The 15,299-nt window shown below is 27.0% G+C and carries 12 protein-coding genes and 1 other RNA gene; all 13 read right to left on the bottom strand.

The window, feature by feature from the left end:
- Nucleotides 1-909, bottom strand: a complete 909-nt coding sequence (gene murB, locus ABXT48_RS05810; RefSeq protein ID WP_415302810.1) for a UDP-N-acetylmuramate dehydrogenase — start codon at nucleotides 907-909, stop codon at nucleotides 1-3.
- Entirely contained in the window at nucleotides 909-2,303 is a 1,395-nt protein-coding gene (gene murC, locus ABXT48_RS05815) for a UDP-N-acetylmuramate--L-alanine ligase (protein WP_415286059.1), read from the bottom strand. Before murC ends, murB begins: the two co-directional genes overlap by 1 nt.
- Entirely contained in the window at nucleotides 2,293-3,363 is a 1,071-nt protein-coding gene (locus ABXT48_RS05820; RefSeq protein ID WP_415302812.1) for a UDP-N-acetylglucosamine--N-acetylmuramyl-(pentapeptide) pyrophosphoryl-undecaprenol N-acetylglucosamine transferase, read from the bottom strand. Before ABXT48_RS05820 ends, murC begins: the two co-directional genes overlap by 11 nt.
- Nucleotides 3,364-4,488 carry an FtsW/RodA/SpoVE family cell cycle protein gene (locus tag ABXT48_RS05825; RefSeq protein WP_415286063.1) on the bottom strand — a complete coding sequence of 375 codons (1,125 nt, stop codon included), beginning with the start codon at nucleotides 4,486-4,488 and terminating at the stop codon, nucleotides 3,364-3,366.
- Nucleotides 4,485-5,780, bottom strand: a complete 1,296-nt coding sequence (gene murD / locus ABXT48_RS05830; RefSeq protein ID WP_415302814.1) for a UDP-N-acetylmuramoyl-L-alanine--D-glutamate ligase — start codon at nucleotides 5,778-5,780, stop codon at nucleotides 4,485-4,487. Before murD ends, ABXT48_RS05825 begins: the two co-directional genes overlap by 4 nt.
- Entirely contained in the window at nucleotides 5,780-6,865 is a 1,086-nt protein-coding gene (mraY, locus tag ABXT48_RS05835) for a phospho-N-acetylmuramoyl-pentapeptide-transferase (RefSeq protein WP_415302815.1), read from the bottom strand. Before mraY ends, murD begins: the two co-directional genes overlap by 1 nt.
- Complete coding sequence (murF, locus tag ABXT48_RS05840) at nucleotides 6,855-9,701, bottom strand: bifunctional UDP-N-acetylmuramoyl-L-alanyl-D-glutamate--2,6-diaminopimelate ligase MurE/UDP-N-acetylmuramoyl-tripeptide--D-alanyl-D-alanine ligase MurF (protein ID WP_415302817.1); 2,847 nt, start codon at nucleotides 9,699-9,701, stop codon at nucleotides 6,855-6,857. The genes mraY and murF overlap by 11 nt, the downstream gene beginning before the upstream one ends.
- Before the next feature lie 7 nt (nucleotides 9,702-9,708).
- The gene (locus ABXT48_RS05845; protein WP_415303365.1) at nucleotides 9,709-11,391 is read right to left on the bottom strand and encodes a peptidoglycan D,D-transpeptidase FtsI family protein; all 1,683 of its coding nucleotides are present in this window, start codon (nucleotides 11,389-11,391) and stop codon (nucleotides 9,709-9,711) included.
- Entirely contained in the window at nucleotides 11,378-11,686 is a 309-nt protein-coding gene (locus ABXT48_RS05850; protein WP_415302819.1) for a cell division protein FtsL, read from the bottom strand. The genes ABXT48_RS05845 and ABXT48_RS05850 overlap by 14 nt, the downstream gene beginning before the upstream one ends.
- Nucleotides 11,683-12,693, bottom strand: a complete 1,011-nt coding sequence (gene rsmH / locus ABXT48_RS05855; RefSeq protein ID WP_415286071.1) for a 16S rRNA (cytosine(1402)-N(4))-methyltransferase RsmH — start codon at nucleotides 12,691-12,693, stop codon at nucleotides 11,683-11,685. The genes ABXT48_RS05850 and rsmH overlap by 4 nt, the downstream gene beginning before the upstream one ends.
- Nucleotides 12,694-12,711: 18 nt before the next feature.
- Nucleotides 12,712-14,199 carry a cell division protein FtsZ gene (gene ftsZ / locus ABXT48_RS05860; protein ID WP_415286073.1) on the bottom strand — a complete coding sequence of 496 codons (1,488 nt, stop codon included), beginning with the start codon at nucleotides 14,197-14,199 and terminating at the stop codon, nucleotides 12,712-12,714.
- A 2-nt stretch (nucleotides 14,200-14,201) separates the two neighbouring features.
- A complete protein-coding gene (gene mraZ / locus ABXT48_RS05865) occupies nucleotides 14,202-14,669 on the bottom strand; it encodes a division/cell wall cluster transcriptional repressor MraZ (RefSeq protein ID WP_415286074.1) in 468 nt (155 codons plus the stop codon).
- 255 nt (nucleotides 14,670-14,924) lie between these two features.
- An RNA gene (gene rnpB, locus ABXT48_RS05870) (RNase P RNA component class A) lies at nucleotides 14,925-15,281 on the bottom strand.
- Nucleotides 15,282-15,299: the final 18 nt, after the last annotated feature.

A 15,299-nucleotide genomic window follows, 5' to 3' on the forward strand; every position in this document is an offset into this window, starting at 1 on the left:
TTATTTTAAAATTTTAATTTCTTTTTCTAAAACTATACCAGTTTTTTTTTCCACACTTGTCTTAACAAATTCAATCAATTTATTCATATCTTCAAAGCTAGCATTATTTTTATTTACAAAAAAATTACAGTGCTTATTTGAAATATGAGCATCTCCAAAGCTGGTATCTAGTGCTACAGATTCTTTTATCAATTCCCAAACTTTTTTATCAGTTTGATCAATTGGATTCTTGAATGTACTGCCACTTGTTTTTAATTTTGTTGGTTGTGCATTGTCTTTCTTTTCTTTTAATTCTAAGACTTCTTTTTCGATTTCATCTTTATTTTTTCTAGATCCTTTAAACGATGCACTTAAAAAAATTAAATCCTCTTTTAAATCATTACTTCGGTATTTAAATATAACTTTACTCACTGGTATTGTTAAAACCTGTCCATATTTATCAATTGCTTGGATTGAAACTAGCACATCTTTAAACTCTTTATTAAAACATCCAGCATTCATCTTTAGCCCCCCACCTATAGTACCTGGTATGCATGCTAAAAATTCAAATCCACCTATTCCGTTATTCAACGCAAAATCAGAAAGCTTTTTATCGAGACAGGCACTGCCTGCTATTATGACATCATTTGGGAATATGGAAATATTGGAAAAATTTTTTCCTAACTTGATAACAACACCATCAAATTTTTTATCACTTATAAGAGTATTCGAGCCCGCGCCCAAAATATGAATTTTTTCTTTTTCTCCAAATCTTTTTAAAAACAAAATTAAGTCAGGCAAATTATCTGGCCTAAAGTAAACTTTGGCTTGTCCGCCAATATTAAACCAATTGCTCTTTTTTAAATCATAATCAAAGTGAATTTTACTATTAATTTCATCTGAAAATTTTCTTATTTCTTCAATACTCATTAGATCAATTCTGGTAATTGTCTCATCCATGTTGAAATTGTACCTGCACCCATACCAACAACTATCTTTTTACCAAAAATAGTATTTTTAATAAATTTTGCTAATTGATACTGATCCTCAACCATAAACAGTTTTACTTTTGAGTTTTTAATAATACCTTTTGCAAAATTATTATATTTAAAACCTAATTTTATTTTTTCTCCAGCTGTATATATAGGGCACAATATTACAACATCAGCTTTTTTAAATGATAAGCTAAATTCTTTTTTAAGATCTTTTAGTCTGGAAATTCTGTGTGGTTGAAATATGCAAATCACTTCTTCCTTCTTATAAGCAGCTCTCACACCATTTAGCACTTCTCTAATTTCAGTTGGATGATGGGCATAATCATCATAAAAATTAGTTTCTCTATGTGTAAAAATTTTATTAAATCTTCTTTGAACACCCTTAAATTCTTTCAATCCTTTTTTGATAATATTTTGTGATATTCCAATTGTTAATGCCACAGCTACTGCTGCTGTAGAGTTTCTAATATTGTGAATTCCTAATAATGGTAATTTAATTTTTCTTATAGTTAAGTTCTTTTTTCCTGGCAAATTTATGGCAAGATCATATTGAGAATATTCTTTTTCTTGTTTTATATTTTTAATACAGAAATGTGATTTATAGTCAATTCCATATGTATAATAATTCTTCATTTTTAATTTACTTAATAAATCTTTATTATTTTTGTCATCTATACAAATAAAAGACTTTCCAAACGAAGGGACTTTATTGATAAATTTAATAAATAATTCTTTAAGATCTTTCATTGAATTATAAAAATCCATATGCTCACGATCAATATTTGTTACTATAGAATAAGTTGGTGGTACATGTATGAAGCTACCATCTGACTCATCAGCCTCTAATATACACCAATCACTTTTACCTAGTTTTGCTGAATTTTTTATTGCATTAAGGACACCGCCGTTAATAATTGTTGGGTCCAATTTTGTCTTTGAGAATATTGAGGCTAATAGAGACGTAGTTGTTGTTTTTCCATGTGAACCTGTAACAACTATATTTTTTGTTAAAGAGACTATATTTGCCAACATCTCTCCTCTTTTATAAATAGGTAATTGTTTTAGTTTGGCTTCAATTAATTCTGGGTTATTATTTTTAATAGCTGATGAAATGACAACAATTGTTGCTTTTGCTATATTTTTTTTAGTATGACTAATTGTAATTTTAATCTTATCTCTTTTTAATCTTTCAATATTTTTACTTGCAAGAACGTCGCTACCCTGGACATTAAACCCCATTCTTTTCATAATGAGTGCAAGGCCACTCATTCCAATACCTCCTATACCAACAAAATGTATAATTTCAGTTTTAGCTAATTCAATTTTCATTAATAACAGATATAATTTTCAGATTTATATTATTCCATGTGTTTTCATAGTTAAAATCTTTCATGTTCTTTTTTTTAGCATGATATTCTTCTTTATTATCAATAATATTAATTAGTTTATCGAGTAATATTTTCTCATCTATTTCTTTTTGATTTAGCAACCAATTGAGGCCAAGTTTATTATAAAAATAAGCATTTTCAAATTGATGGTTATCTTTTGCGGTTGGCAAAGGTATAGCTAAATACGGTATCTCGGTAAAATTTAACTCAGCTAACGTTGATGCACCTGCTCTAGTAATGCATAGATCTGTTTTTTGCATAAAATTTATAACATCATTATTAAAATTGAATAATTCACAATTAATATTATTATTTTCATAAGTTTTTTTAAAACTTTCAAAGTTAATAGAACTAGTTTGTTGATAAATTTTTAGTTTATATTTTTTAGATAACTCAATAATTGTATTTTTAACTAAATAATCAAACATTTTAGCTCCTTGACTACCACCTATTATAAGTAAATTAATTGTATCTATGGAGTTATTGCTATCCCTCTTATCATAAAAATTTTTTCTTAATAATGCTGGAATTACTTTAATTTTATTTTTAAATTCAATAGGAAATTTTTTAATATTATTAGAATAACAAAATATTTTTTGACAGTAACTTATAAAGAACTTGTTTGATCTACCTAAAACCATATTTGGTTCAAATAATAACAGCTTAATATTCAAAATTTTAGCACCCACACACAGAGGGAGTGACATATATCCACCTGTCGAAATTAAAGTATCAATTTTATTTTTTCTTAAGAAAGAAATAGATTTAAAAATCAAAATTATCATTAAAAAAAAATCAAATGGCATTATTAGTAAATTTTTTGAAATTGGCCTCACATTAAATATCTTTAAATTGTACTCATCTTGGTTCAAGAATTTGACACCCCTAAAGTCAGATGTCATTGAAACGTCAAAATTACCCTCTAGATGTTTATATATTATAGTTGCAGGTATAACATGACCTCCAGATCCGCCGGTACTAATTAGTATTTTTTTATTCATCTAATCAATTTTTCTTTTTGTTAAATTTAAAATTATTCCAGATAATATAGAAACTCCTACAATTGAAGAACCACCATAACTTAAAAATGGTAATGTCATTCCTGTTGTGGGAAATAGTCTTATATTCACCCCAAGGTGTATTAATACTTGAAAAATTATTAAGCTTATTGCTCCAGTTAGCACTAGTTTAATTCTTTCATTTTTTTCTAAATAAATTTTTTTAAAAACAGAGTAAATAAAGAACAAAAATAAAATTAATAACAATATTATTGCAATAACACCAAACTCCTCAGAGATAACCGAAACTATATAATCAGTATGAGCCTCTGGAACTCTTGTTTTTAAGGTACCTTCTCCTATTCCTTTACCAAAAAATCCACCACTACTGATTGCTTCTATAGCTTTATCAGATTGAAAATTATGGGTTCCACCATCAGGGTTAAAGAAAGAAAGAATACGACTTTTAATATAAATAAATTTTGGGATAAAAAACACAACATATAACAGGATTATAATAGCAAAACTTATAAATAATAAAATGAATAGTAGGTTTATGCCAGATATGAAAACTAATATTGCCCAAGATAAAAACACTAAAAGTGTTTGACCGATGTCAGGCTGCATTATTAATAGTAAGCCTGTTGGGATAATGGCAATAATAGTTAATAAATACTTAATATAAATATTATAATTTTTTTCACTACATAAAATTGTTGCTACAAAAATAATTATAAATGGTTTTAGTAATTCAATTGGTTGAAATTGAGGAAGAAAAAAAAGATTTAGCCATCTTTTTGATCCTTTAACTTCAGTGCCAAAAATTGGCACTAAAAATAAAAAAAATAAAGTAATAAAAAAAAGATAAATAGAGATTCTAAAAAGATTCTTTTCACTTAGAGAAGAGAAAAACACTAAAGTTACCATCCCAATAAAAATATAGGCTAAATGCTTAAAAAAGAAAAAATAATTATTTGTATCTAACTTATCAGAAGCAATTAATGAGGTTGAAACTAAAGAAAAAAATAAACCCAAACTAAATAAAAATATTATTAATAAAAAAATTGTTTTATCTATATTTTTCCACCAGTTGTAATATATTGAATTAAGTGAACTAATATTTATCATTTTATATAATTTTTTATAAGTTTATTAAAATATTTACCTCTTTCTTCAAAGTTTTTAAAACTATCAAATGATGCAGAGGCTGGACTAAAAAGAATTATCTTGTTAATAAAATTATTTTCATTTTTAATATCTAAAAAAATCTTAGCAATTAAAGTCTTTAAATCTAAAAATGATTGAAACTCCATCTTATTTTTTAATTGATTAATAAAAAATTTTTGATTTTTACCAAAAATATATAACTTGATCTTTTTACAATCATCTTTTTTAAGTAAAAATTTATCTCCTTTTTTAGGTAAACCACCTATTATCCAATAAATATTTTTTAATGATTTCAATAATCTTTCTGATGAAGAAAAGCTTGTTGCCTTAGAATCATTAATAACTTTTAAAAATTTAGAATTATGAATTATTTCTTGTCTATAACTTAATCCTTTAAAATTTTTTAATGTTTTTAATAACAGATCGTTTTTTAAATTTAATAGCTTTGAAACCTTGAGTACAAATGTTAAATTTTCTTTATTACCATCTGTATCAAAATAACGATTATCAATTTTTTTAATAAAGTTATCACTTGTATATTTTTCTATTTTCAGAATTGATGGTGAAAAATTTTTTTTCTTTAATTCTCTTTTAATATAAAAATTTTTTGTATTTAAAATCGCAATATCATTTTTAGATTGGTTCTTTATTAATTTAAATTTAGCACTTACATATTTATTTATAGTCTTGTGTCTTTCGAGGTGATCTAGTGTAATATTTAAAATTATAGATATATTTGTCTTAAATAACTTGCTGTATTCTAGCTGATAAGATGAAGCCTCAATTACAAATATAGTGTCTTTTTTGATCTTTTTTTCCAGTAAAATTGGATTGCCTATATTACCAACTAAACGAACATCTTTTTTTTGGTCTTTCAATATATTAAACAAAAGCTTAGCAGTAGTTGATTTTCCATTTGTACCTGTAATAGTTATTTTTTGATTAAAAGCATATCGACTATGAAAAATATCTAAATCTGTATAAATTTTTTTATAATTTTTTATTAAAAATCTACTTAATTTGCACTTATTAATGTCTATTCCTGGACTAATTATTATACAGTCAAATTCCTTTTTAATTATTTCTTTATATGTTGTGTGGGTATCTTTAATTTTTTTTTTAACAACTATTCGATCATCAAATAAACTAATAACATTATTTTTTTTTAAAAAACTATAAGTGGATAAACCACTTTTACCTAGACCATAAATCAATATTCTTTTTTTAAAAAATTTTTTTTCTAGATTTAACATTATCTAAGTTTTAATGTCGCCAATCCAATCATTGCTAAGATTATTGATATAATCCAAAACCTAATTACAACTGTTGATTCTGCCCAACCTTTTTTTTCAAAATGATGGTGTATAGGTGCCATTTTAAAAATTCTTTTACCTGTTAACTTGAATGAAAATACTTGAATTATAACTGACACAGCTTCTAGTACAAATAACCCACCTGTTATTGCTAAAACAATCTCATGTTTAGTAATAATACCAATTGCTCCTAAAGATCCACCTAATGCTAATGAGCCAGTGTCACCCATAAATATTTTAGCAGGCGGTGCATTAAACCATAAAAATCCTAAACAAGCTCCTATGATTGATCCACAAAAAACTGAAACTTCCCCCATGCCTTCAAGATAGGGAATATTTAAATATTCTGAAAATACAATATTACCAGTTACGTAGCTAATAAATGCAAAACATGCTGCCACTAATATCACTGGCACTGTTGCTAAGCCGTCTAAACCATCCGTTAAATTAACTGCATTAGATGATCCAACAATTATAAAAATAGAAAATGGAATAAAAAACCACCCAAGATTAATAATCAAATTTTTAAAAAAAGGAAAATATAAGTTTGTAAGTTCAGTATTTTGAGATAATTGAGTTAAGCCAAAAATTCCAACAATGGCTATTAAAATTTGAGAAATAATCTTAAATTTAAATGAAACACCAGATGAATTTTTAAACTTAATCTTTTTATAATCATCATATGCACCTAATAGCCCAAACCCTGTAACAATAAATAACAAAAACCATATATGATAATTTGATAGATCTCCCCAAAGTAATATTCCTGAAAATAGTCCAAGTAAAATTAAAACACCTCCCATTGTTGGCGTTCCAATTTTCTTAACTATATGTTCAGTAGGACCATCATCTCTTATTGGATTTAAGATTTTTCTTGCTGAAAAAAATTTAATAAAAGGAGTGCCTATTAATAAAACGACAAACATTGACGTAAACATTGCGAGTCCTGTTCTAAATGTTAGATACTTAAATACATTTAGAAAACTGTATTGATCAATTAATTGAGTAATAAGACTATAAAGCATTAAACTTACCAGTTTTTAATTTGTTAACTAGATTGTTGAGTCCAGTAGAGTTTGAACCCTTAATCATTAAATAATCATTATTATTTAAATCATTTTTAATCAAATCAATTATTTTAGACTTATCATTCAAAATGACCCCCCTACGTTGCTTATCAAGATTTTGATAAGTATGTAAAATATGTTTGCCCACTACATTAATATTTTTAAGAGAAGTTTTATTAATTTCTTTCCCAACCTCTAAGTGTAGCTTCTTTGAAAAATTTCCTAACTCCAACATATCACTCAGTATTAATTTTTTTTTAGAATTATCAATTTTTAATTCATCAAAATTTTTTATAGCAGACTTTAATGATAAGGGATTAGAGTTGTAACTTTCATCTACAATATAAATACTCTTTTTATTTAATTTAACTTTTGTTATATCTCCACGACCTTTCGTTATCTCATAATCAAAAAATATATTTTTATTTAATTTTTGTATATCTTTAAAAATTGACATAATTGCAATTGTTGCTAATAAGTTTTTTAAATTATTTTCAAAAATTGATCTTATGTAAAAATAGGTTTGTTTTTTATTAATATTTACAAGTATCTTGTATTTAAATTTTTCTTTAATTATTTTTTTTAAAAAAATATTTGATGATTTATTTTTTAAACTAAATGTAAGAATATTTATGTTTTTTTTCTTAGCAATTTTTTTATGTAAATTATAAAATTTGTCATCTTGGTTTAAAACAAGAAATCCATTTTTTTTTATATTATTAATAATTTCTGACTTTGCTAAAGCTACTTGATGAATATTTTTAAAATTCTTAATATGTGCATAGGAAATATTTGTAATAACACCAACATCAGGTTTGATAATTTTTGATAAATAATCAATCTCACCCTTTTTATCCATTCCAATTTCAAAAATACCAAATTCATCATTTTTTCTTAGATTAAATAAACTTAATGGTACTCCAAATTTATTATTAAAAGATTTTGGTGAATAAGTTACATTATTAATCTTACTTAAAGTTTTTGCTAACAATTCTTTAAGGGAGGTTTTTCCACAACTACCCGTTATAGATATAATTTTACTAGATAAATTTTCTCTTAGTTTTGATGAGGCCTCTGTTAAAAGCTGTAACGTATCATCTATTATAATTTTTTTTTTAGATTTTTTTTGATTGTTGGCTATTACTAATGATGCGCCATTTTGGAAAGCTTCTCTAACATATAAATTTCCATCTTTATTATTTCCTTTTATTGCAAAGAATATGTCGTTTTTATTTATTGTTTTTGAATTAATTGATATATTGTTTATTTTTATATTTGGATTAATTTGAGGAGAGTTGCTGATCTCTTTTAAAATATTTATTTTAATATTAGTTGAAAGAATTTTATTTTTTAATTTAATATTTTTTAATATTTCTAATCTGTCAGAAAATTTATTTACAAACTTTCCATAATCTTGTGTCTGCTCATGACCTTTGCCTGCAATAACTAAGATATCGCCAGTATTTAAATCAAATATAGCCTTATGAATAGCTTTAGACCTGTTTGAAATCTCAAAAACTTTTGATTTATCAATGGTTTTTTTAATAGCTAATCTTATCTTTTTTGGATTTTCATCTCTTGGGTTATCGTCAGTTAAATAAACTCTGTCACAGTATTGATTGGCTATTTTTCCCATCATGGGTCTCTTGTCTTTATCTCTATTACCACCACATCCAAATACAATGAAAATTCTTTTATTTTCAAATTGTTCTTTCAAATTAGACAAACAGGTATTTAGTGCGTCGGGTGTATGAGCATAATCTAAAATAACTTTTGATTTATTTTTTAAAGTTCCAATTTTTTCAAACCTACCACTTACTGATTTTACCCTTGAGGCTAATTTCATTATTTTATCAAATTTTAAATTACTTTTTTTAGCAGCAAGCATTGCCATAAATAAGTTTTTTAATTGAATTTTACCAATTAAGTCTGTTTGTAATTTATAATGTTTTTGATTGTGTGCAATTTCAATTATTTGTTTATCATCCTTAAATTGATGTGAATAAATATCTATTCCATTATTACTTTTTGATAAAGCCTGAAGATTAAATCTATTATTTATCGATATTTTTTTTAAATTTTTATATTCTGGAATCTTACTATCAGTAATGATGCTTCCTCTAGGTTTTAATAGCTTCTCAAATAGATATAATTTTGATTTAAGATAATCATTAAATGTTTTGTGATAATCTAAATGATCATGAGATAAATTTGTAAAAATTGCAGTATTAAATTTCAAACCATCAAGTCTATTTTGCTTAAGTCCATGACTAGAAGCTTCCAATATAATATTATCAATTTTTAGTTTTTTTAAATCATTTAATATTTTGCTTAATCTAATTGAATCTAATGTGGTATTAGAAACCTTCTTTAAATTATTTTTTGTCTTAATCCCTAATGTTCCAATAGAAGCTACTTTTTTATTACTTAAGTTGAGTAGCTGAAAATAAAAATCTGCAATTGATGATTTTCCATTTGTTCCTGTTACAGCAATTAAATTTTTAGGTTTATTTTTTTTTATCTTATACGATAATTCTGATAATAATTTTCTAACATTTTTTGATCTTAAAAATAATACTTTATTTTTTATACCTTCAAATTTTTTCTCAGAAATAATTGTTGTTGCTCCCTTTTCAATTGCATGATTAGTGAATTTATTTCCATCTGACTTTGTCCCTTTAATTGCAAAAAAAATATAATCTTTTTTACAATCTGCACTGTTAAAACTAAGGCCAGCAAACTGATGATTTTTAAATTTTTTTTTAATATTTTTAAGGAAGTTACCAATCAACATATAAGTATTAATTTTCTATATATTTTGTGGCTAGAATAGGACCAATTTTTTCTATGATTTTTCCTGCTACCTCAACAGATGTCCACCCTGCCGTATTAAATGGGGTTCCTTTATATGAACCTTTTTTATTTTTATATTCATATACGTAAACTGATGATGTTTTTGGCTCATCGAGTAAAACTATCAGCACATATTTAGGGTTAGAGGTGGGAAAAATGCCTGCAAATGTATTAACTTTTGCTTTAGAATAACCGCCTAATACTGTTTTTTGAGCAGTTCCAGTTTTTCCACCAACTTCGTAACCTTCAATGTTTACAAGTCCTGCTGTACCTTCTTTAGTAGTTACAATTTTTCTAAGTATCAGGTTTATTTTCTCTGAAATACCAGCTTTGATTATTCTTTTTTTTTGCTGATTATTTTTTAACTCACTTTTTATTAAACTGGGCTCAACGGCAAAACCACCGTTTGATATTATTGCATAAGCTTTTGCCAATTGTAGTGGAGTTGTAGTTATTCCATGCCCAAAAGACACAGTGGCAAGTTTACATTTTCCCCACTTAAATGGAATAGGCTCTCCAACTTCCTCTATGTCAAAATTTATTTTACTTAGGATTCCGATTTTTTCTAAAAAAGCTTTTAATTTAATAATTTCTAATTTTTGTCCAATTCTTACAGACCCTATGTTTCCAGACCTAATTAAAATTTGTTCTACAGTAAGATCAGATGGTATTTTGTTGTCATATTCAGATATGCTACTTTTTCCGCATTGTAATTTTTTTTCTAAATTTAAAAATTCTGTGTCAGTATTAATTAAACCTTCCTCTAATCCAGCTGCCACTGTAAAAGTTTTAAATACTGAGCCTAACTCATACACTCCTTTTGTTGCTCTATTAATAAAATTAAGATCCACTATCTTCTCTCTTTTATTAAGATCAAAATCTGGATATGAAACCATAGATATAACTTCCCCGTTATTAACGTTCATCAAAATTGCAGTACTACCTTTGCTTCTAAATATAGATTGAAACTTTACCAGCTCTTCTCTAATTAAAAATTGTATGTCGGTATCTACTGTTAGTTTAAGTGGTTCGTTTGTTTGTTTTAATTTTTCATTAAAAGATTTTTCAAGTCCTGATATACCTTTATTATCATCATCTATTTGACCAATAATATGACTAAAGAGATTTTTTTGAGGATAAATTCTAGTTAATTTTTCTTCTGATTTAATTGATTTATCTCCAAGTAACATAATTTTTTCATAATTTTCAGAAGATATTTTTTTTTCGAAATAAAAGAATTTATTTTTTTCAAGTTTTTTGATGATCTCTGCATAGTTTTTATCTGGAAATATTAACTGTAAATTAATTAAGAGTTTTTTTTTATCAATTACTTCAATAGGGTTAATAGCAATATCTATCGACTTAACTGTTTTAACTAAATAATTTCCATTTCTATCAAGTATGTCTGCTCTATGGTTTTTATTTACAGTTAAGAATTTCTTGCTATCTTCTGCTTTTAACGAGCCTAAATGAAGCAATTGTATTGAATAAATTATTGAAATCACCAAGAAAACAAAAAAAATAAAGGCTATTCTATTAAACTGTATATCTAAATTTGTTTTACTTTTTTTATATGAAAATTCATTTTCATATTCTTCCAGAATAATATTTTTTTTATTATTCATTGCTATTCTTGCTGATTAAGTTTTTTATTTCCAAAGTTTCATTATTTTCAATAATTTCTTTAATATTCATAATTTCAATTTTAATTAAGCCTTTTTCAAAATACTGTGTCTGATACTGAACTAATTTTTCAGGAGAGCTCAAATAATTAAACTCAAGCAGTACATCTTCAAGTTCTGATTTTAAAGGTCTTATGTTTTCATTGATTGCAAAAATTTGATCTTCTATTTCTTTTGTAGAATTTTTAACAAGTGATGTAATTAGTATTAATACAAAAATAACAACTAAAACTAATTGTTTCATAGTTTTTTTGACAAATTCTCAATGTCAATTAAATGTTTAAATTTATCTAAGATATCTGTTTCAAAGTCAAAAAAGTCTTCTTTTTTAATTACATAACGTAACTTGGCCGATCTAGAGGGTGGATTTTCTCTAATTTCTTTATCACTTGGTACTATTGGCTTTTTTATAACAGATTTAAATAAATTTAATTTTTCTTCAGTTTTTGGTATATGTCTTGAGACACTTTTATTTTCAGACAAACTTTTAAAAAAGTATTTAACAATTCTATCTTCTAGGGAATGAAATGTTACAACTGCAATAACACCATCTTTTTTAACAACTTTAGCTGCATTAATTAATCCATAAATTAGTTCACTAATTTCTTTATTTACAAATATTCTTAATGCTTGAAAAATTTTAGTTGCACTATGTGTCTTATAATTTCTTTTTCTTTTCGAAGACTCTATAATTCTAACTAACTCTTCTGTTGTGATTTTTCTTTTGGATCTGTCTTCAACGATATTGTGTGCTATTCTTTTACTATCTACTTCATCACCAAAATATTTAAATATCTTTGTAAGCTCTTTTTCATCTAATTGATTAATTGCTTCTTTTGCTGAAAAATCATTTATACCCATTTTCATATTAAGTTCACCTATGGTATCAAATGAAAGACCTTTTTTTGGGTCTTTAATCTGATTCAATGAATACCCTAAATCAAAAATTACACCTTTAATATTCTCATCCTTTAGCTTTAGATTATTTAATTGACTAAATTTAATATTTTTAAATAGTAACCTATCTTCAAAACTAATTTGAAGTTCTTGAGCTTTTTTAGAACTCTCAGAATCTCTATCTAATGCAATTACTTTTGTTGCTGGGAAATTTAGTATTTTTTTTGTGTATCCGCCTTGACCGAACGTACAGTCAATAAATGTGCCACCATATTGAGGGGTAATAATGCTAATTATTTCACTTAGCAATACCGGATAATGATTTTTCACATCTGGTATTATGGTGGCTATCATTTATTTTTTTCAAGACCATTAATTCTTTTGTCTTCTTAAAAATGCCGGAATTTCTAAATCATCGCCTTCTGAAGTATTTTCTGAAGTTTCAGTAGATAATAAACCTTCTGTCTCTGAGGTTGCACTATCTGAGCTAAATAGATCTGGAGCGTCTTCACCTTCTACACCAAAGTTTTCAAGTCCATTAGAAACATACTCTTCCTCTATTGGGTTATTTTCTTCAGGTTGTGCAGTTGTAAGTGCTTCCTCTGAAAAAGATTGCTCATAATCATTTGATTGATTATTTTCAACAATACTTTCAACTTCTTGATTGGTAGCAGTTTGCTCATTCATCATTTCTGATGATGCAGTGTTTGTAGCTGGCTCTGCAATTATTTCATTTTCTAACTTTAGTGCATTTGCTCCATGTGAAATGGGGCTAGTCATCGTAGGTGAAAAGTTAAATGATTGAGCAGAGCTTGCACTGTTAAAATCTGAATAACCAGGATTTCTATTTTGTATTCTGTGAACCATGTTGATTACAGATTTACTTTCTGGTTGTTGACCATCTAATGCTGTTGCAACAATAGATACTCTGATTTTTCCATCAAGGTCACCAGACGTGATGGCACCAATAATTACTTCAGCTTCTGGATCTACTTCAGCTCTTATTTTGTTAACAACTTCATCAACTTCAAAAAGTTTAAGATCCTTCCCACCAGTAATGTTTACTAGCAATCCTTTTGCACCTTTTAATGTATAGTCATCAATCAATGGGTTGCTAATTGCCATATCTGCTGCTTTAGCTGCTCTACCTTCTCCTTCGGCTTCACCAGTTCCCATCATTGCTTTACCCATTGAAGCCATTACAGTTTCAACATCAGCAAAATCTAGGTTAACTATACCTGGTCTAACCATTAGATCAGTTACACTTTGTACACCTTGCATTAAAACATTATTTGAAAGATTAAAAGATTCCTCAAATGTAGTTTGTTCATTCGCAACCTTAAATAGATTTTGATTTGGAATTACAATAATTGTATCCACATGTTTTCTTAATTCTTCTAGGCCTAGCTGAGCTCTTCTCATTCTTGATGGCCCTTCATATAAAAAAGGAAGTGTTACAACGCCTACTGTTAAAATATTTAATTCTTTAGCAGCTCTTGCAATAACGTGTGCAGCACCTGTTCCAGTTCCACCACCCATACCAGCAGTTATAAAAACCATGTTTGCACCCTGAAGTGTATTTACAATTTCATTCAAAGATTCATCTGCAGCTGCTTGACCAATGTCATGCTTCGCACCAGCACCTAAACCTTTTGTTAAACTTAGACCAATTTGAATTCTTGCTTTAGCTTTACTTAACTTTAAATCTTGAGCATCTGTATTTACTGCTATGAACTCTACTCCTTGAAGTCCATTATCAATCATTTCATTAAGTGCATTTCCGCCTGCTCCACCAACTCCCACTACTAATAATCTTGGTTGTAATTCTTTTATTTCTGGTGATTTAAAGTTAATTGTCATTTTTATTTCCCCTCATTGTTATTAAAATGTTTTTCCCATTTAAGACTTGCACGGTTTAGATTTGCTTTTTTTCTTGCGTTGATCTTAAATTTTTCAAATGCTGCTGGTTCCCATACTTGGAATGTTTGACCCTGACCAACAAATAACATGCTATTTTTTATTTTTGCATGTTTTAATAATTTTGTTGATAACGAAATTCTACCTTCACTATCAAATTGTAAATTCATACTCTCAGATAAAATTGATGTTGCAAAATAATCTCTTTTTTCTTCAAATGGACTTAATGAATCTATACTTGTAGAAAGTTTTTCAATTCTATCTTGTGAACAAGCTTCTATAGACTGATTATTAAATGAGGGATAACAGATAACACCGTTGTATCCTAAGTTAGAAAGATGAGATCTAAAACTAGCAGGCACAGATACCCTTCCTTTTTTGTCTATTTTGTTCTCGTAAGTAGATAAAAACATATTTTTTATATTTCATAGATTCCATATTTGGGAATATATGGGACAATATGGGTTTTTAATCATAGTGTCAATATGTTCGTTTTAGGCCAATTTGTTAATAATTGTGGATAACTTTTGTTTATCTACATTAAGTCTAAAATCAATTTTTAGTTTTAACTCAATACAATTCTAGGACTAAAAAGAAGAACAGAAATGATTCAATTATGAATCAAAAGGTGAACATCTAAATTTAATTACAATTGAACTGTGGATAAGTTTGCTAGATAAACTATAAGCCGGGTTCTGTCATTTAAACCTATCATTTCTCTAGGCTTAAGATCACTCTTAAGCTCAAGCAACTAACCCTGATGACTAGCCAAAGACGGCTTTTAGTTTTGCAACAATGTCATCTCTACTTAGTCTTGCTCCCAGTGGGGTTTTCCAGCGTTCATTGTTACCAATAGAACCGGTGCGCTCTTACCACACCTTTTCACCCTTGCCATGTTATGGCGGTATATTTTCTGTGGCACTATCCCTAGGGTTTCCCCCGCCAGGTATTATCTGGCACTGTGTCTTTGCGGAGCCCGGACTTTCCTCTTTAAAAAAAATTAAAGCGATAAGTCGTTCATCTAGCACATGTAATTTATTACT

The organism is Candidatus Pelagibacter sp. Uisw_101 (assembly GCF_047727615.1).
Taxonomy (GTDB): Bacteria; Pseudomonadota; Alphaproteobacteria; order Pelagibacterales; family Pelagibacteraceae; genus Pelagibacter.

What these genes read in the sequence shown, in the direction of transcription:
- murB (WP_415302810.1), bottom strand. Translation starts at nt 909, where the DNA reads ATGAGTATTGAAGAAATAAGAAAATTTTCAGATGAAATTAATAGTAAA.
- murC (WP_415286059.1), bottom strand. Translation starts at nt 2,303, where the DNA reads ATGAAAATTGAATTAGCTAAAACTGAAATTATACATTTTGTTGGTATA.
- ABXT48_RS05820 (WP_415302812.1), bottom strand. Translation starts at nt 3,363, where the DNA reads ATGAATAAAAAAATACTAATTAGTACCGGCGGATCTGGAGGTCATGTT.
- ABXT48_RS05825 (WP_415286063.1), bottom strand. Translation starts at nt 4,488, where the DNA reads ATGATAAATATTAGTTCACTTAATTCAATATATTACAACTGGTGGAAA.
- murD (WP_415302814.1), bottom strand. Translation starts at nt 5,780, where the DNA reads ATGTTAAATCTAGAAAAAAAATTTTTTAAAAAAAGAATATTGATTTAT.
- mraY (WP_415302815.1), bottom strand. Translation starts at nt 6,865, where the DNA reads ATGCTTTATAGTCTTATTACTCAATTAATTGATCAATACAGTTTTCTA.
- murF (WP_415302817.1), bottom strand. Translation starts at nt 9,701, where the DNA reads ATGTTGATTGGTAACTTCCTTAAAAATATTAAAAAAAAATTTAAAAAT.
- ABXT48_RS05850 (WP_415302819.1), bottom strand. Translation starts at nt 11,686, where the DNA reads ATGAAACAATTAGTTTTAGTTGTTATTTTTGTATTAATACTAATTACA.
- rsmH (WP_415286071.1), bottom strand. Translation starts at nt 12,693, where the DNA reads ATGATAGCCACCATAATACCAGATGTGAAAAATCATTATCCGGTATTG.
- ftsZ (WP_415286073.1), bottom strand. Translation starts at nt 14,199, where the DNA reads ATGACAATTAACTTTAAATCACCAGAAATAAAAGAATTACAACCAAGA.
- mraZ (WP_415286074.1), bottom strand. Translation starts at nt 14,669, where the DNA reads ATGTTTTTATCTACTTACGAGAACAAAATAGACAAAAAAGGAAGGGTA.